Here is a 16,493-nt window from a genome sequence, read left to right on the forward strand (position 1 = left end):
GGCCAGGGCCTTGAAGAAAAAGGGTTGGGCGCGCGAACGGCGCCGGGGGGTGGGGCTTGCTTACTTGTAGGCAATGGGCTGGCCGGCGGGGTCGCGCACCTCGGCCCAGCGGGCCTCGATCGAATCGACCACCGCCTTGGGCAGCGAGGCGTAGCCCAGCGAGGTCACCATCGGCGCGCCCTGCGTGAGGCCCCAGTGGAAGAAGCGCAGGGCCTGCGCCGCGTGGGCCACGTTGTCGGGGCGGGCGTACATCAGCACGAAGGTCGCGCCGGTGATGGGCCAGGCCTCGGGCGAGGGCTGGTGCGTGAGCATGTGCGAATGCGAGGTCTTCCAGTCCACGCCCTGGCTCGCGGCCTGGAAGGCCTCGGTGCCCGGGGCCACGTAGGCGCCCGCGGCGTTCTGCACCAGCGCGTGCGTCATGCGGGCCTGCTTCACGTAGGCGTATTCCACGTAGCCGATCGAGTTCGGCATGCGCGAGACCAGCGCGGCCACGCCGATGTTGCCGCGCCCGCCGTTGCCGACCGGCCAGCTCACCGACGTGCCCTCGCCGACGCGCGACTTCCAGTCGGCGCTGACCTTGCTCAGGTAGTTGGTGAAGATGAAGGTGGTGCCCGAACCGTCGGAGCGGAAGATCGGCGAGATGGCCGTGTCCGGCAGCGGCAGCTGCGGGTTGAGCGCCTGGATCGCCGGGTCGCTCCAGCGCGTGACCTTGCCCATGTAGATGTCGCTGAGCAGCGCGCCGGTGAGCCGCAGCTGGCCCGGTGCGATGCCGCGCAGGTTGACCACCGGCACCACGCCACCGATCAGCGTGGGGAACTGGATCTGTCCCTTGCGCGCGAGCTCGTCGTCTTTCAGCGGCGCGTCGGTGGCGCCGAAGTCGACCGTGCGCGCATCGATCTGGCGGATGCCGCCGCTGGAGCCGATGGGCTGGTAGTTGACGCGCGCGCCCTGGGCCGTCTTGTAGGCCTCGGCCCATTGTGAATAGGCGGGCGCCGGAAAGGTGGCGCCCGCGCCGGTGATCTCCTGGGCGTGGACGGCCATCCAGGGCACCGTCGCGAGAACGGTGGTCGCGAAAATCCGCTTGAAGTTGGCGTGGATGCTCATGAAACGCGAAGTGGGTGGCCTGAAGAAATCGCGAGTCTATGGACCAAGTACGTCAGATCTGTGACCGCTTCGGCGCGTTTCGATGACGCCATCGAAGCCGCGCCTGGAGCGACACGGGACTGCAATCAAAACGTCACCACACGCTTCTACGATCCGTGCTTTTCCACGATCGATCGACCATGGCTGCTCAAATTCTGATCGTCGAAGATGAGCCGCCCATCCAGGAGCTCATCTCGGTCAACCTCACGCGGGCCGGGCATGTGGTGCGCTGCGCATCGGACGCCGAACAGGCGCGCGAGATGCTGTTGCGCTGGCTGCCCGACCTGGTGTTGCTCGACTGGATGCTGCCCGGCATGTCGGGCATGGAGTTCACGCGGCTGCTGCGCTCGGAGGCGCGCACGCGCGACATTCCCATCATCATCCTGTCGGCCCGCATCGAGGAGCGCGACAAGATCGCGGGCCTGGAAGTGGGCGCGGACGACTACATCACCAAGCCCTTCTCGGCGCGCGAGCTGATCGCGCGCATCGCCGTCATCCTGCGCCGCCGCGTGCCGCAGGTCACGGCCGATGTGGTGCGCCTCTCGGGCCTGGTGCTCGACCCCTCGGCCAAGACCGTGGTGGCCGCCGGCATCCCGCTGTCGCTGGGCAGCACCGAGTTCCGCCTGCTGCACTTTCTCGTCACCCACACCGACCGGGTCTACAGCCGCTCGCAGCTGCTCGACCACGTGTGGGGGTCCGACTTCGAGGGCGACGACCGCACGGTGGACGTGCACATCAGCCGCCTGCGCAACGCGCTGCTGCCGGCCGGCCTGGACTCACTGATCCGCACGGTGCGCGGCAGCGGCTACAGCCTGTCGGTGTCGCCCTGAGACAAGTCGGTCACATGTCCGCTTTGCAACACGGCCCCCGCCTTCGCATAGTCCGTTCGGATCAAAAGCATGGCGAAGGCCGGTGGCAACCGGGCCGAATGTCGCGATGTAACCCGCGCTTCACAGAAGCTTCCTAACCTAGGTTTCAACCCGGGCCTGCACAAGGCCCTCACCGTCGCGGAGCGTGTCGTCATGTTGTCCCTCGTTGTTCCCGGCCCGCGGCGCTCGCGCGGCTTCACCTTGCTGGAGCTGCTGGTGGTGATGGTCATCATCGGCCTGCTCGCCGGCTTCGTGGGCCCGCGCTTCTTCGCGCAGATCGGCAAGTCCGAGGTGAAGACCGCGCGCGCCCAGATCGATGCGCTGGGCAAGGCGCTCGACCAGTTCCGGCTCGACGTGGGCCGTTACCCGACCAGCGAAGAAGGCCTGGCCGTGCTCAACGAGCGCCCAGGCGCGGACACGCGCTGGAGCGGCCCCTACCTGAAGAAGGGCGTGCCGCCCGATCCCTGGGGCACGCCCTATGTCTACCGCGCGCCGGGCGAGCATGGCGAGTACGACCTGCTCTCGCTGGGCAACGACCGCCAGCCCGGCGGCAGCGGCGAAGCCGAAGACATCGTGAGCTGGTGAGCGGCGTCCCATGCGCTACCTCGTGAAGTCGCTGCAGCCCGACCTGTCGATGGCCGTGAGCGCCGTCGACGCGGCCACGGCGGACGACGCGCGCCGCCAGGTGCACGCGCTGGGCCATTCGGTGGTGTCGGTCTCGCGCGAGCGCGGCTGGTCGCGCGGTGCCGCGCGCGGTGCCTCGGCCGCTTTCCCGCTGCTGCTGTTCAGCCAGGAGCTGCTCTCGCTGCTGAGCTCGGGCGTGAGCATCGTCGAGGCGGTGGAAACCCTGGCCGAGAAAGAGTCGCGCGCGCCGGTGCGCGCCGTGCTGCAACAGATCCTGCTCAGCCTGCGCGAGGGCCAGACCTTCTCGGGCGCGCTGCAGGCCCTGCCGCAGAATTTCCCGCCGCTGTACGTGGCCACCGTGCGCGCCAGCGAGCGCACCAGCAACCTGGGCGAGGCGCTGGGCCGCTACATCGCCTACGCCACGCAGCTGGAGACGCTGCGCGGCAAGCTGGTGAGCGCGGCCATCTACCCCGCCATGCTGATCGGCGTGAGCAGCCTGGTGATCCTGTTCCTGATGGGCTATGTGGTGCCGCGTTTCGCGCACATCTATGAAGACATGGGCGACCAGCTGCCCTTCATGTCGCGGCTGATGCTGCAGTGGGGCCAGGCGGTCGAACAATATTGGCCGGTGCTGCTGGGCCTGCTGGTGGCGCTGGGCGTGGCGCTGACGTCGGGCGGCGGCCGCTGGCTGGCGCAGCGCATCGCGGGGCAGCTCTGGCGCATTCCCGCCGTGGGCGAGCGCATGCGCGTGTTCCAGCTCGCGCGCCTGTACCGCACGCTGGGCATGCTGCTGCGCGGCGGCATCGCCATCGTGCCCGCGCTGGAGATGGTGGGCGGCCTGCTCTCGCCCGCGCTGCAACCACGCCTGCGGGCCGCCACCGGCCGCATCCGCGAAGGCCAGCCGATGTCGCACGCCTTCGAGGCCCAGGGCCTGAGCACGGCGGTCTCGCTGCGCATGCTGCGCGTGGGCGAGCGCACCGGCAACATGGGCGAGATGATGGAGCGCGCCGCCGCCTTCCACGACGAGGAACTCGCGCGCTGGGCGGAGTGGGCTACGCGCCTGCTGGGCCCCGCGCTCATGCTGATCATGGGCCTGGTGATCGGTGCCATCGTGGTGCTGATGTACCTGCCCATCTTCCAGCTGGCGGAGAGCGTGCAATGAACGCGCCGCACGAGCTGCCGAACTGGCTGCCCAGGCCCTATGCCGCGGCCGAGCTGCAGGGCGCGCGCCAGGCCGCGCGCACCCCAGGCCCTGGCCTGGCCGACTGGCTGGACGCGCAGGACCTCGCGCTCGGCGACCCGCTGGACCGCCTGGGCCTGAGCGCGCAGGTCGCCGTGCTGGGCATGGACGAACTGCACGCGCTGCGGCCCGCGTTCGAGCGCCTGCCGTACGGTGAAGCCCTGCAGCGCGAATGCCTGCTGATGCACGGCGATAGTGACGCGGACCTGTGCCTGGTGATCGCCAACCCCTTCGACACCGACCTGCTGGCCTGGGCCGAGGAGCGCGTGCGCCAGCCTTTGCAGCTGCGGCTGGCGCACCGCGCCGACATCGAGGCCTACCTCGCGCGCCACGAGGACGGCCTGCGCGCCATGGACAGCCTGGTGCCGATGCAGCAGGCCGCGGTGGCCGGCGAAGGCCTGGAGGACATCTCGCTGCGCAGCATCAGCGAAGACAGCAGCCCGGTGGTGCGCCTGGTCAACTCCACGCTGTACGACGCGCTCAAGGCCGGCGCCAGCGACATCCACCTGGAGACGGCGGGTGGCGGCATCACCATCAAGTACCGCATCGACGGTGTGCTCGCCAGCGTGGGCGGCATCCACGGCAGCGAAAACGCCGAGCAGGTGATCTCGCGCATCAAGGTGATGGCCGAGCTCGACATCGCCGAGCGCCGCGTGCCGCAGGACGGCCGCTTCAAGGTCGCCGCGCTGGGCCGCGCGATCGACATCCGCGTCTCCATCATGCCCAGCATCCACGGCGAGGACGCGGTGCTGCGTGTGCTCGACAAGGAGCGCCTGTCCGACCAGGTCACCGGCCTGCGGCTGGAGGCCCTGGGCTTCGACGCCGAGACCATGCGCTCGCTGCGCGCGCTCTGCCAGGAGCCCTACGGCATGCTGCTGGCCACCGGCCCGACCGGCAGCGGCAAGACCACCACGCTGTACGCGGCCATCAACGAGATCAACCACGGGCACGACAAGATCGTGACCATCGAGGACCCGGTGGAGTACCAGCTGGCCGGCGTGCTGCAGATCCCGGTCAACGAGAAGAAGGGCCTCACCTTCGCGCGCGGCCTGCGCTCCATCCTGCGGCACGACCCCGACAAGATCATGGTGGGCGAGATCCGCGACGGCGAGACCGCGCAGATCGCGGTGCAGGCCGCGCTCACCGGCCACCTGGTGCTGACCACGGTGCACGCCAACAACGTGTTCGACGTGCTGGGCCGCTTCACGCACATGGGCGTGGACCCCTACAGCCTGGTGGCGGCGCTCAACGGCATCGTGGCCCAGCGCCTGGTGCGCGTGAACTGCCCGGACTGCGCGGTGGACGACGTGCCCACGCCCGAGCTGCTGGCCGACAGCGGCCTGAGCGACGTCAGCGGCTTCCACTTCCGCGCCGGGCGCGGCTGCGCCAGCTGCCGGGGCACCGGCTTCAAGGGCCGCAAGGCGGTGGCCGAGGTGCTGCTGCTCGACGACGAGCTGCGCGAGATGATCGTCACGCGCGAGCCGGTGCGTCGCATCAAGGAAGTGGCGCACCAGAAGGGCACGCGCGTGCTGCGCGACGTCGGCCTGGACCTGGTGCGCCGGGGGGAAAGCACCTTGCAGGAGCTCAACCGTGTGGTTCGCTGAACGTCCCTTGCTGCAGGTCGCCCTGCTCGAAGACCGCCTGGTGGTCGATGGCCCGCGCCGCGACGGCACCGTCGGCACCGATCCGAAACCCCTGTCGCTGGCCGGCGCCGGCGCGGACGAACCGCTGTGGCGGCCCGCCATGGCGCGGCTGGCCGGCTGGCTGCGCGAGGAGAGCCTGCCGCGCGCGCGCCTGCACATCCACCTGAGCAGCCGCTTCGTGCGCTGGCAGCTGCTGGAGTGGCAGCCGCAGCTGACCCAGCCGCAGGAGCTGGAGGCCTATGTGCGCCTGCGCTTTCGCGCCACCTTCGGCGCGGCGGCCGACGGCTGGCGCGTGATGCACGCCGAGCCCATGCCGGGCCGCGCGGTGCCGGCCTGCGCCATCGACGAGGCCCTGGTCGCCGAGCTGCAGGCGCTGCGGTCCATCGGCGACGCGCGGGTGGTGCGCATCGCCCCCTACTTCTCGGCCGCCTTCGACCGCTGGTGCGCGCGCCTGGGCCGCCAGACCGCCTGGTTCGGCGCCGCCGAGCCGGGCAGCTTCACGCTGGGCCTGTTGCACAAGGGCGCCTGGCGCGGCCTGCGCTCGATGCGGCATCCCGACGCGGCCGATGGCGGCTGGCGCGGCGTGCTGCCCGCCATGCAGGCGCAGATCGCGCTGGCCAGCGGGCTGGCGCTGCCGCAGGACACGCCGGTGTTCCTCGCGGGCTGCGGCGCCATCCCCGGCCGGCGCGATGCGCCGGGCCTGGTCTGGCTCGCGCCCGAGGGCCGGCACGAACCCGCGCAAGGTCTGGCGCGCATGGCCTGGGGAATCTGAACCATGCAAAGGCTTCGCATCGACTTTCTCAACCGCCGCCCGCCGGCCTCGCTGCTGGGCTGGGCGCTCACGCTGGTGGGGGTGGCCAGCATGGCCGTGGCCGCGCTGGACTACGGCCAGGCGCGCGACGAACTGCAGTCCACGCTGGACCACGCCGAGCGCCAGGCGCGCGGCAGCAAGCAGCGCGCGCGAAGCGGCGCGGCACCGGCCGTGGCGCCCGAACTGGTGCGCGCCAGCGCGCGCGCCGACGCCGCGCTCACACAACCCTGGGGCCGCCTGCTGCGCGAACTCGAAACCGTGGCCGACACCCGCGTGGCCCTGCTCGGCGTGGAAGCGCAGGGCGCGGCGCGCACCCTGCGCATCACCGCCGAGGCCGCCAGCATGGCCGACGCGGTGGACTACGTCGAGCGCCTGCGCCAGTCCGCGCTGACGAAATCGGCGGTGCTCGGCTCGCACGAGTGGCGCAACGCCGAGGGCGTGGAGGTGATCCGCTTCTCGGTGGACATGGCCTGGGGAGCGCCTTCGTGAACCCCAACCTCATGGCGCATTTGCGCTTCGCCCTGCGGCGCCACGGCTGGCCCGCGCCGCTGGGTGGGCTGCTGGTGCTGCTGGCCGTGGCGCTGGCGCACTGGGGCGCCGACGGCGCGCGCGCGCAGGCCGAGGCGCTGCGCGCGTCGCTGGCCAGCGAGCGCGAGCGCGTGGCGCGCCAGCCCGACCCGGCGGCCGACCAGGCCAGCCGGCTCGAAGGCCTGCAGCGGCAGCTGCCCGATGCCGCCGCCGCGCTGGAAGCGGTGCAGTTCATCCACCGCAGCGCGGCCGAACACGGCGTGACGCTGGCCACCGGCGAATACCGCCTGGTGCGCGAGGGCGGCGCGCGCCTGCAGCGTTACCAGATCACGCTGCCGGCCGATGGCGACTACCCGGCCCTGCGCGCGTGGCTGGCCGAGGTGCTCAACCGCCTGCCCTCGATCGCGCTCGACGACCTCAGCCTCTCGCGCGGTGCCACCGGCGAGCAGCGCGTCGAGGCGCGGGTTCGCTGGTCTTTCTACCTGAGGACGCCGTGATGGCCTTCTCGCGATCGACAGGCCTGCTGCTCGGCCTGGTCTTCACGCTGGCCGCGACCTGGTACGCGGCCGGCATCGAGGCGCCCGAGGACGACCTGCTGGCCGAGGCCCCCGCGCCGCAGCGCCCGGCGCGCGCGCCGGTGGCCACGCCCAAGGCCGATCCCCTCGGCGCCGAAGCGCCGGCCGATGGCGCGCCGCGCATGGAGGCCGCCGCCGGCAACCTGTTCGCGGTCCGCAGCTGGCGCCCGCCCGCGCCCCCGCCGCCCGTGGCGGTGCAGGCGCCGCCGCCCAGCGCACCGCCGCTGCCCTACCGCTACGTCGGCCGCATGGAGGAAGGCGGCGCCGTCGTGGTCTTCCTGGCCGAGGGCGCGGCCGACGCGCGGCCGCGCCTGGTGCGCCAGGGCGACCAATGGCCCAACTACCGCGTCGACGAGATCACCCCGCAGGGCATGCGCCTGACCTACCTGCCGCTCAATGAAACGCAGCGCCTGCTGTTTGGAAGCCCGAATTGAACTTCTTGCCCCTCTCCAGCCGCTTCGCGGCCGTCCTGGTGCTGGCCGTGAGCGCCGGTTGCGCCACGCACCCCGCCATCCGCGAGAGCGAAGCCCTGATGGCCGCCGGCCGGCTCGACGAAAGTGTGACCCGCCTCGAAGAGGGCCTGCGCGAATCGGGCAACCACAACGAGCTGCGCACCACCTACTTCCGCCAGCGCGACCGCGTCTCGGCGCAGCTGGGCGCGCAGGCCGAGGCCGAGCGCCTGGCCGGCCGGCTCGATGAGGCGCAGGCGCTGTACCAGCGCGCGCAGAAGATCGACCCCAACAACCCGCGCCTGCGCGACGGCCTGATCGCGCTGGAGAACGAGCGCCGCGTCGCCGCGCGCATGGTCGAGGCGCGCGCCCTGCTGGCCAAACGCGACAACGCGGGCGCCGAGAAGGTGCTGCGCGAGGTGCTGTCGCTCGCGCCGACCCAGGTCGAGGCCCGCCGCGCGCTCGAGCGCGTGCGCGCGGAGGCGCCGCGCCCCGACGAGCCGCCGCAGGCCCTGGCCGCCGCGCTGAGCAAACCCATCACGCTCGATTTCCGCGAGGTGCAGATCAAGCAGGTGTTCGACGTGATCGCGCGCACCTCGGGCGTGAACTTCGTGTTCGACAAGGACGTGCGCTCGGACGCGCGCGTCACCATCTTCGTGCGCAATGCCAGCGTGGAGGAGGTGATCGGCCTGGTGCTCACCACCAACCAGCTCGAGCGCAAGCTGCTCAACGAGAACACGCTGATGATCTACCCCAACACGCCGGCCAAGGCGCGGGACTACAAGGAGCTGGTCACGCGCAGCTTCTTCCTCGCCAACGCGGACGTGAAGCAGGCGCAGGCCATGGTGCGCACCATCGTGAAGACGCGCGACATCTTCATCGACGAGAAGCTCAACCTGATGATCATCAAGGACACCGCCGAGGCGGTGCGCCTGGCCGAGCGCCTGCTGTCCTCGCTGGACATGGCCGAGCCCGAGGTGATGCTGGACGTGGAGGTGCTGGAGGTCACGCGCAGCCGCCTGCAGGAGCTGGGCCTGCGCTTCCCCGACCAGATCGGCTACGGCCGGCTGCAGCCCGACGTCGCCACCACCATCGTCAACAACGGCGTGACGCAGAGCAACACCGCGCTGGGCGGCCGGCTCGCCGAAGGTTATGTGGACCTGCGCAACCGCAGCGGCCTGACCTCCTTCGTGGCCAACCCCGCCATCACGCTCAACCTGCGCAGCGAGGCCGGCGACGGCAACACCCTGGCCAACCCGCGCATCCGCGTGAAGAACCGCGAGAAGGCCAAGATCCACATCGGCGACAAGCTGCCGGTGTTCACCACCACCTCCACCGCCAACGTGGGTGTGTCGTCCTCGGTGTCCTACCTCGACGTGGGCCTCAAGCTCGACGTGGAGCCCAACGTCTACCTCGACGACGAGGTCGGCATCAAGGTGCAGCTGGAGGTGAGCTCGGTGATCCGCGAGGTGACCGGCCCGTCGAACTCGCTGGCCTACCAGATCGGCACGCGCAGCGCGGGCACGGTGCTGCGCCTGCGCGATGGCGAGACGCAGGTGCTCGCCGGCCTCATCAACGACGAGGAGCGCAGCAGCGCGAACCGCCTGCCTGGCCTGGGCGACATCCCGGCCATCGGCCGCCTGTTCTCCAGCACGCGCGACAACAACAGCAAGACCGAGATCGTGCTGCTGATCACGCCGCGCATCGTGCGCAACGTGGCGCGGCCCGACAGCAACGCCTTCAACGAACCCGCCGGTTCCGAGGCCAGCGTGGGCGCGCCGCCGCTGCAGTTGAAGAGCACCGCGCCGCGCACGCTTTCGCTCAGCGGTGGGGGCGGGGGTGCCACGCCGCGCGCCGCCGTGCCGACCCCGCGCCCGGCCGACACGCAGGCCCCCGCCAGCGAGGCGCCTGCCGTGGCCGACGAAGCGCCCGCCGAGCCGCGCGACCCGCCCAGCGCGGCGCCCGCACCCGCGCCGGGCGCGCCCGCCGCGCCCCCGGCCGCACCGAGCGCGCCGTCGTCCGTCACGCTCACGCCCGTCGCGCCGCTGGCGCCCGAGCGCCCCACCGGCCAGTCCCCATGACGCGCCGGGCCCGGGGCTTCACGCTCATCGAACTGGTGGTCACCGTGGCCATCGTCGCCATCCTGGCGTCGGTCGCGGTGCCTCTGGTGGAGCTGAATGTGCAGCGGGCCAGGGAGCACGAATTGCGCAGCGCGCTGCGGCAGATCCGGGGCGCGCTCGACGCCCACAAGCGCGCGGTGGAAGAGGGCCGCGTGGAGGCGCGCGTGGGTGGCAGCGGCTACCCGGCCTCGCTCAACGACCTGGTGCAGGGCGTGCCCGATGCGAAGAGCCCCACGCCGGCGCGCATCCTGTTCCTGCGCCGCCTGCCGCGCGATCCCTTCTCGCCCGAGCGCGAGGCCAGCGCCGCTGAAACCTGGGGCCAACGCGCCTACAACAGCCCGCCCGACGCGCCTGCTGCGGGCAACGACGTGTACGACGTCTATTCGCGCTCGGGGCGCATCGGCCTCAACGGCCAACCGTACCGGGAATGGTGATGCGCGCCCGTGGTTTCACCCTCATCGAACTCATGGTGGTCATGGCCATCATCGCCACGCTGCTGACCCTCGTGACGCCGCGCTACTTCGCGCACCTGGACCGCGCGCGCGAGACCGCGCTGCGCGAGACGCTCGCCGTCACGCGCGACGCCATCGACAAATTTCACGCCGACAACGACCGCTACCCCGCCACGCTCGCCGAGCTGGTGGACAAGCGGTACCTGCGCGGCCTGCCCACCGATCCCATCACCCAGAGCCACGAGAGCTGGACGCTGGTGCCGCCTCCGACGCGGCCCGGCGAAGAGACCGTGGGGGTGACGGGCGGGGTGTGGGACATCCGCAGTGGCGCCATCGAGGAGGGAAAGACGTATGAACAATGGTGAGCGCGCGAGCGCGCGCAGGGGCCGCCAACGGGGCTTCGGTTATCTCATGGTGCTGTTCGCGCTGGCGGCCATGGGCCTCACGCTGGCCGGCGCGGGCGAGGTGTGGCACACCGCCGCGCGGCGCGACAAGGAGGCCGAGCTGCTGTTCGTGGGACAGCAGTTCCGCCTCGCGCTCGCCTCGTACCGCGACCGCAGCCCGGTGGGCTCGCCCACCGCGCCGGCCACGCTGGACGAGTTGCTGCAGGACCGGCGCTTCCCCATGCCGGTGCGGCACCTGCGGCGGGTCTGGCGCGATCCGCTGACCAACGACACGGCCTGGGCGCTGGTGAAGGCCGGGGACCGCATCGTGGGCATCCACAGCCGCTCGACGGCCGAGCCCTTGCGCACCGCCTTCGAGTCGCGCGACGCGGCGTTCGCCGGCAAGGCTTCGTACAACCAGTGGGTGTTCGAGGCCGGTGGCGCGAGCGCACCCACGGCCGCGCCCCAGGCCGGGGAGGGCGCGACATGAGCCCGACCAAGTCGTTTGTCCGCCTCAACGCGAGCGACCTCGAGCACCTGCTCATGACCATCGAGCGCGCGCTCGAGGTGCAGACGCGCTCGCAGTTCTTCCTCTGGGCGCAGGGTGCGCTGCAGGGCTTCATCGCGCACCAGGCCCTGTGGTGCGCGCACGGCGACGTGGAGCGCATGCGCCTGCGCGTGGAATCGTTCTCCAGCGGCGTGACCAGCGCGCGCGTGGAGGCCCAGGTCACCGACCCGACCGACGGCCTGCTGCCGCGCCTGGTGGACGACTGGCTGCGCGGGGGGCGCGTGCCGCGCCTGCTCAGCTGCCAGGGCGGCGACCAGGTGGGGCGGCGACAGCTCATCAGCGACCTGCGCAACTGCGGCTTCGAGCACGTGGCCGTGCACGGCGTGCGCGAGGTGCAGGGCGAGTACGGCAGCTTCTTCGTCTTCGCCGGGCTGGACCATGTGCCCAACGAGCGCGATGCCTACCTGCTGGAGCTGCTCATGCCCCACCTGCACCTGGCGCTGCACCGCATGCGCCTGCGCGAGAACGGGCAGGGCAGCGCCGAGATGCAGCCCGCCACGCTGTTGTCCAAGCGCGAGATCCAGGTGCTGCATTGGGTGAAGAACGGCAAGACCAACCAGGAGATCGGGCTGATCCTGGGCATCAGCCCGCCCACGGTGAAGAACCACCTGCAGAAGATCATGCGCAAGCTCAACGTGAACAACCGAGCGCAGGCCGTGGGCAAGAGCGCCACGCTGCGGCTGATCGCGCACACCGACACGGTGTGAGCCGATCCGGGTGAAGGGGGATGTGACGGATTTCACTACCTGAACGGACTATTCAGAGCCAGGAACCGCACCCATGAGGTGCAACGTTGGATTTTTAAAGTCTTCCCTGTTCAACCCAGTCTTTGGCGTTGACCAGCGCGAAAAGTTCCTTGTCTTCCGTTCCCCGTTCCTTCATCTACAGATTGGACTCACACATGAAACTCAAACTGATTGCATTGGTGGCCCTGCTGGGCGCCGCAGCCGGTTCCGCCCAGGCCGCCATCGCCGACGCCACCTCCGGCAATGGCGAACTGGTCCTCAACCTGCGTTACTACAACGGCTCGCCCACCAGCGGCAACAACGACTACTCCGCGCTGTTCGACCTGGGCGCCGTGATGTCGTCCTTCGCCGACAACCGCAACACCGCCGGTTTCACGCAGAGCTTCTCGCTGACCGACCCGAACTACGGTGGCGTGTACGACTCGTTCCTGAGCGCCGTCGGCGCCGCGGGCGCGGCCGCCATCGAGTTCAGCGTCATCGCGCTCAACAACGTCGGCACCGCCCTGGGCAACGCCAGCTACCTCACGACCTCGGTGCTCAACACCGTGAACGTGGCGCCCAGCGCCCTGAACAACTTCCAGAACCTGAACCCCTACATCCTCGCCAACAACACGCGCGGCACGCACGCCACGCAAGCCAACGGCGCGAGCTGGGCCAGCTCGGCCGACATCGCTTCGTCGCCCAGCGCCTACTACGGTGCCGTGCCCGCCGCCAACGGCGACAACTGGATCGGTTTCGGTCCCGATTCCACGGCCCGCCTGAACGTGGCCCAGAACTTCTTCTACCTCGCCGGTGACGGCACCCGCGCCGCCTTCGGCGTGGACATCGACGGCAACGGCGTGATCGCCGGTGAAGAGTTCGGCAAGTGGACCTTCGACGTGGCCACCGCCACGCTGACCTTCGCCAACCCCGTGCCGGAACCCGAGACCTACGCGATGCTGCTCGCCGGCCTGGGCCTGATGGCTGGCGTGGCCCGCCGCCGCAGCCGCCGCCAGGCCTGATCGGCCTGCCCGGGTCCGCCGCTTCGCGCGGGCCCGGTTCTCGCGCTTGCATTTCCCCGTTTCTCTTTCCCAACCTCCATCGGAATCCACCATGAAACTCGGCAAACTCGCTCTTGCCTGCGCCGCCCTGTGCGCAGCACCCGCTTTCGCCCTCACGCCGGCCCAGGTCGAAGCCTCCGGCAACCTCAAGGAAGTCTGGATCACCGGCGCCTCCGCCGTGCTGAACAATGCCTTCCAGGGCTTCGCCACCCTGTGCTCCGGCGCCACCTACCGCAACGCCGCTGGCGTGGTGGTGACCAACCCCGGCACGATGAACCTGTCGGTCTACCTGCAGAACACCGGCGCCAGTGCCCTGGCACCGGGCCAGGGCGCGGGCAACAACGTGGCCTACGCCTGCACCGTGAACACCGTGGACGGCCGTGCCGGTGCCTTCGAAGGCGCCGACGTGGTGGTCTACCACACCGTCGAAGGCGGTTCCTTCAACGCCTACACCCCGTCCCTGCGCGCCTTCGGCGACACCAACACCGAAATCCCCACCACGCTGACCCGCACCACCGACCTGCGCCAGCTCGACAACGGCAGCAACTGCGCCGTCGCCGCACCGGCCACCGCCTCGCTGAGCATCTCCGGCCAGGCCAACAACGTGCGCCGCTACACCAACTGCGCCCGCACCACCGTGACCCTGGCCACGCCCACCGTGGCCGCCACGGTCAACGTCGCCGGCGATGTCGCGCCCAAGCAGTCTTCGGGCGGCTTCTCGGACACCGAGTACAAGATCAACCAGACCCTGCTGAACATCGCCACCTCGGTCGATGAAGTGGGCACGACCTACAAGACCAACGTGGCACAGGCCTTCGGCGTCGGCGTGAGCAAGAAGCTCTACCGCCAGCTGCAGAAGAGCCAGGGCCTGATCAACACCGTGGCCGACGACGGCGAGCTGTGCGACACCATGGTGCCGGGCGCCTGCCAGCCCTCGATCTCCACCGCCCAGTACGCGTCGATCGCTTCGGTCGCTTCGGGTGGCACGATCAACGGCGCGTTCTTCGGTGGCGCCGCCGCCGACACCGTGCAGCTGCTGCGCCGCACGCCGACCTCGGGCACGCAATCGGCTTCGTCGATCCAGTTCCTGAACAACCCCTGCGGCATCGCCGAAAACACCGGCTTCCACACCGCGCTGCGCCGTGCCGACGTGTACAGCGGCAACACCCCGCTGACCAAGCTGCTGGTCGAAGAGCACAGCTCCAGCGGCAACGTCTCGGGTGGCCTGGTCACCGCCGCCAACAACAGCTACGCCCTGGGCGTGCTGTCGATGGAAAACGCGCGCGATGCCAACGGCAACTGGGCCTATGTCCGCCTCAACGGCGCTTCGCCCAACGCGCAGGTCGGCCTCAACGGCGTGGAATCCGAAGACCTGAACAACCGCGTCAACGCGGTGCGCGGCACCTACCCGATGTGGTTCGAACTCGAAGGCTTCGTGCCCTACGAGCAGTCGGGCGGCGACGGCGATGCCTACATCTCCAGCGTGATCGCTTCCCTGGGCAACCCGGAAATCACCAACCTGCGCGGCCTGTTCATCACCGGCGCGGCCGGCGTGCCGGCCAACGGCGCCAACGTGTCGGCGTTCTCCCGCAACGCACTGTCCTGCCTGCCCGCCAGCAAGCCCTGATCGGCTTCGGCGCAGTGCATCCATCGGCCGCCCCAAAAGGGTGAGCCGATCTCGGGGAAACCCCCCCTGCCGCGTTTCGCCCTTTTCTGTTGGAAGAGTTCCGATCCGATGAAACCGATCCGCCTCCTGCTGCTGGCCGCCGGCCTGGTCCTGTCGACTGCGCACGCGCAGGACGCGCGCTTCGACGTGTTCGAGTACCGCGTCGAGGGCGCCACGCTGCTGCCCGCCATCGCCGTCGAGCGCGCGGTCTATGGCCACATGGGCGAGCAGAAGACGCTGGCCGACGTGGAGAAGGCGCGCGAGGCGCTGGAGAAGGCCTACCACGGCGCGGGCTACCTCACGGTGCTGGTGAGCATTCCTCAGCAGCGCGTGAACGAAGGCGTGGTGCGCCTGCAGGTCACCGAAGCACCGGTGGACCGCCTGCGCGTGACCGAGTCGCGCTACCACAGCCTGGGCGCCATCAAGGCGGCCGCGCCGCAGCTGGCCGAGGGCAACGTGCCCAATTTCCAGGACGTGCAGACCGAGCTCACCGCGCTCAACCGCAGCCCCGACCGGCGCGTGACGCCGGTGCTGCGCCCGGGCAAGACGCCCGGCACCGTGGAGGTGGACCTCAAGGTGCAGGACCGCCTGCCGTTCCACGGCAACCTTGAACTCAACGACCGTTACAGCCCTGACACGACACGGACACGCGCGAGCGCCAGCCTTCGTTGGGACAACCTCTGGGGCCGCCAGCACAGCATCGGCCTGACCGTGCAGACCGCCCCGCAGGACCCCGGCGAGAGCCAGGTGTTCTCGCTCAACTACACCTGGCCGCTGGCCAACGGAGGCTTTCTGGCGTTCTACGGCATCCGCTCCGATTCCGACGTCTCCGCGGTGGGCACGCTCAACGTGGTGGGGCGCGGCGACATCGTGGGCACGCGCTACATCCGCCCACTGCCGGGCAACGAAAGCTTCTTCCACAGCGCCAGCTTCGGCATCGACCACAAGGACTTCGATCAGTCGGTCAAGCTCATCGGCAGCGGCGGCTTCAACACGCCGATCGCCTACACGCCGTTCACCCTCGGCTGGGACGGCACCTGGCTGGGCGAGCAGCGCACCACGCGCGCGGGCATCTCGTTCAACTTCCACGTCAACGGCCTGGGCGGCAGCGAACAGGAGTTCGCCGACAAGCGCTACCAGGGCCGCCCGTCCTACGTCTACCTGCGCGGCAACGCCTCGCAGGAGCGCACGCTGGCGGGCGACTGGGGCTTCGACTGGCGCGGCAGCTGGCAGCTCTCGGGCCAGCCCCTGATCTCCAACGAGCAGTTCGCCATCGGTGGCCTGGACACCGTGCGCGGCTACTACGAATCGGCCGCGCTGGGCGAGCAGGGCGTGGCGCTGAGCCTGGAGGGCCGCACGCCCAACGTCGCCGCGCGCCTGGGCACGGACAGCGTGAGCGAGCTGCGCGCGCTCGCCTTCGTCGACGCCGGCCACGTGCGCGTGGTCGACCCCATCACCGAGACCAGCCGCTACACCCTGGCCAGCGTGGGCCTGGGCCTGCGCGTGCGCGGCGCCGGCGGCCTGCAGGGCGCGCTGTGGTGGGCCTACCCGCTCAAGGCCGTGGGCACCACCGCCCGCGGCGACCACCGATTGCATTTCAGCCTCACCTACGAGTGGTGAGCCTTTTTCCGAGGAC

General features: G+C 70.4%; 17 protein-coding genes. 16 read left to right on the forward strand and 1 reads right to left on the reverse strand.

The genetic code is table 11. The features are described from left to right. Positions 1-60 precede the first annotated feature (60 nt). Positions 61-1,104: a phosphate ABC transporter substrate-binding protein PstS gene (gene pstS / locus AC3WPZ_RS22300; protein WP_492441578.1), complete on the reverse strand. Its 1,044-nt coding sequence runs from the start codon at positions 1,102-1,104 to the stop codon at positions 61-63. Between the two features lie 179 nt (positions 1,105-1,283). On the opposite strand from pstS, the gene phoB reads away from it, so the two are divergent. The 16 genes from phoB to AC3WPZ_RS22380 all read left to right on the forward strand — a co-directional run bounded on the left by phoB (position 1,284) and on the right by AC3WPZ_RS22380 (position 16,477). Further along, complete coding sequence (phoB, locus tag AC3WPZ_RS22305; RefSeq protein WP_382160906.1) at positions 1,284-1,973, forward strand: phosphate regulon transcriptional regulator PhoB; 690 nt, start codon at positions 1,284-1,286, stop codon at positions 1,971-1,973. Positions 1,974-2,165: 192 nt separating this feature from the next. Continuing rightward, positions 2,166-2,597 carry a type II secretion system major pseudopilin GspG gene (gene gspG / locus AC3WPZ_RS22310; RefSeq protein ID WP_492441581.1) on the forward strand — a complete coding sequence of 144 codons (432 nt, stop codon included), beginning with the start codon at positions 2,166-2,168 and terminating at the stop codon, positions 2,595-2,597. 10 nt (positions 2,598-2,607) lie between these two features. Beyond that, positions 2,608-3,798, forward strand: a complete 1,191-nt coding sequence (locus AC3WPZ_RS22315) for a type II secretion system F family protein (RefSeq protein ID WP_492441583.1) — start codon at positions 2,608-2,610, stop codon at positions 3,796-3,798. After that, a complete protein-coding gene (locus AC3WPZ_RS22320) occupies positions 3,795-5,480 on the forward strand; it encodes a GspE/PulE family protein (protein WP_492441585.1) in 1,686 nt (561 codons plus the stop codon). The genes AC3WPZ_RS22315 and AC3WPZ_RS22320 overlap by 4 nt, the downstream gene beginning before the upstream one ends. Further along, positions 5,467-6,291, forward strand: coding sequence for a hypothetical protein (locus tag AC3WPZ_RS22325; RefSeq protein WP_492441587.1), 825 nt, complete (start codon positions 5,467-5,469; stop codon positions 6,289-6,291). Before AC3WPZ_RS22320 ends, AC3WPZ_RS22325 begins: the two co-directional genes overlap by 14 nt. A gap of 3 nt (positions 6,292-6,294) precedes the next feature. Next, positions 6,295-6,819, forward strand: a complete 525-nt coding sequence (locus AC3WPZ_RS22330; protein WP_492441589.1) for a PilN domain-containing protein — start codon at positions 6,295-6,297, stop codon at positions 6,817-6,819. Then, on the forward strand, positions 6,816-7,355 hold the full coding sequence (locus tag AC3WPZ_RS22335; RefSeq protein WP_492441590.1) for a GspMb/PilO family protein: 540 nt from the start codon (positions 6,816-6,818) through the stop codon (positions 7,353-7,355). Before AC3WPZ_RS22330 ends, AC3WPZ_RS22335 begins: the two co-directional genes overlap by 4 nt. Then, a complete protein-coding gene (locus tag AC3WPZ_RS22340) occupies positions 7,355-7,867 on the forward strand; it encodes a hypothetical protein (RefSeq protein WP_492441592.1) in 513 nt (170 codons plus the stop codon). Before AC3WPZ_RS22335 ends, AC3WPZ_RS22340 begins: the two co-directional genes overlap by 1 nt. Continuing rightward, the gene (locus AC3WPZ_RS22345) at positions 7,864-9,963 is read left to right on the forward strand and encodes a secretin GspD/PilQ domain-containing protein (RefSeq protein WP_492441594.1); all 2,100 of its coding nucleotides are present in this window, start codon (positions 7,864-7,866) and stop codon (positions 9,961-9,963) included. The genes AC3WPZ_RS22340 and AC3WPZ_RS22345 overlap by 4 nt, the downstream gene beginning before the upstream one ends. After that, on the forward strand, positions 9,960-10,436 hold the full coding sequence (locus tag AC3WPZ_RS22350) for a type II secretion system protein (protein ID WP_492441596.1): 477 nt from the start codon (positions 9,960-9,962) through the stop codon (positions 10,434-10,436). Before AC3WPZ_RS22345 ends, AC3WPZ_RS22350 begins: the two co-directional genes overlap by 4 nt. Then, positions 10,436-10,819, forward strand: a complete 384-nt coding sequence (locus tag AC3WPZ_RS22355) for a type II secretion system protein (RefSeq protein WP_492441598.1) — start codon at positions 10,436-10,438, stop codon at positions 10,817-10,819. The genes AC3WPZ_RS22350 and AC3WPZ_RS22355 overlap by 1 nt, the downstream gene beginning before the upstream one ends. Next, the gene (locus tag AC3WPZ_RS22360) at positions 10,806-11,327 is read left to right on the forward strand and encodes a type II secretion system protein (RefSeq protein WP_382160875.1); all 522 of its coding nucleotides are present in this window, start codon (positions 10,806-10,808) and stop codon (positions 11,325-11,327) included. Before AC3WPZ_RS22355 ends, AC3WPZ_RS22360 begins: the two co-directional genes overlap by 14 nt. After that, positions 11,324-12,112 (forward strand): XrtB/PEP-CTERM-associated transcriptional regulator EpsA, encoded by a 789-nt coding sequence (gene epsA / locus AC3WPZ_RS22365; protein ID WP_492441600.1) that lies wholly within the window; start codon positions 11,324-11,326, stop codon positions 12,110-12,112. Before AC3WPZ_RS22360 ends, epsA begins: the two co-directional genes overlap by 4 nt. Positions 12,113-12,306: 194 nt before the next feature. After that, positions 12,307-13,152: a PEP-CTERM sorting domain-containing protein gene (locus AC3WPZ_RS22370; protein ID WP_492441602.1), complete on the forward strand. Its 846-nt coding sequence runs from the start codon at positions 12,307-12,309 to the stop codon at positions 13,150-13,152. A gap of 91 nt (positions 13,153-13,243) precedes the next feature. Continuing rightward, the gene (locus AC3WPZ_RS22375) at positions 13,244-14,818 is read left to right on the forward strand and encodes a hypothetical protein (protein WP_492441604.1); all 1,575 of its coding nucleotides are present in this window, start codon (positions 13,244-13,246) and stop codon (positions 14,816-14,818) included. A 108-nt stretch (positions 14,819-14,926) separates the two neighbouring features. Continuing rightward, positions 14,927-16,477, forward strand: coding sequence for a ShlB/FhaC/HecB family hemolysin secretion/activation protein (locus AC3WPZ_RS22380; RefSeq protein WP_492441606.1), 1,551 nt, complete (start codon positions 14,927-14,929; stop codon positions 16,475-16,477). Positions 16,478-16,493 lie beyond the last annotated feature (16 nt).

Source organism: Hydrogenophaga sp. FW305-3-2-15-A-LB1 (assembly GCF_058787875.1).

Bases quoted from the DNA above. Each gene is read 5' to 3' on its own strand.
- pstS (WP_492441578.1), bottom strand. From the start codon at position 1,104: ATGAGCATCCACGCCAACTTCAAGCGGATTTTCGCGACCACCGTTCTC.
- phoB (WP_382160906.1), top strand. From the start codon at position 1,284: ATGGCTGCTCAAATTCTGATCGTCGAAGATGAGCCGCCCATCCAGGAG.
- gspG (WP_492441581.1), top strand. From the start codon at position 2,166: ATGTTGTCCCTCGTTGTTCCCGGCCCGCGGCGCTCGCGCGGCTTCACC.
- AC3WPZ_RS22315 (WP_492441583.1), top strand. From the start codon at position 2,608: ATGCGCTACCTCGTGAAGTCGCTGCAGCCCGACCTGTCGATGGCCGTG.
- AC3WPZ_RS22320 (WP_492441585.1), top strand. From the start codon at position 3,795: ATGAACGCGCCGCACGAGCTGCCGAACTGGCTGCCCAGGCCCTATGCC.
- AC3WPZ_RS22330 (WP_492441589.1), top strand. From the start codon at position 6,295: ATGCAAAGGCTTCGCATCGACTTTCTCAACCGCCGCCCGCCGGCCTCG.
- AC3WPZ_RS22340 (WP_492441592.1), top strand. From the start codon at position 7,355: ATGGCCTTCTCGCGATCGACAGGCCTGCTGCTCGGCCTGGTCTTCACG.
- AC3WPZ_RS22350 (WP_492441596.1), top strand. From the start codon at position 9,960: ATGACGCGCCGGGCCCGGGGCTTCACGCTCATCGAACTGGTGGTCACC.
- AC3WPZ_RS22355 (WP_492441598.1), top strand. From the start codon at position 10,436: ATGCGCGCCCGTGGTTTCACCCTCATCGAACTCATGGTGGTCATGGCC.
- AC3WPZ_RS22360 (WP_382160875.1), top strand. From the start codon at position 10,806: ATGAACAATGGTGAGCGCGCGAGCGCGCGCAGGGGCCGCCAACGGGGC.
- epsA (WP_492441600.1), top strand. From the start codon at position 11,324: ATGAGCCCGACCAAGTCGTTTGTCCGCCTCAACGCGAGCGACCTCGAG.
- AC3WPZ_RS22370 (WP_492441602.1), top strand. From the start codon at position 12,307: ATGAAACTCAAACTGATTGCATTGGTGGCCCTGCTGGGCGCCGCAGCC.
- AC3WPZ_RS22375 (WP_492441604.1), top strand. From the start codon at position 13,244: ATGAAACTCGGCAAACTCGCTCTTGCCTGCGCCGCCCTGTGCGCAGCA.
- AC3WPZ_RS22380 (WP_492441606.1), top strand. From the start codon at position 14,927: ATGAAACCGATCCGCCTCCTGCTGCTGGCCGCCGGCCTGGTCCTGTCG.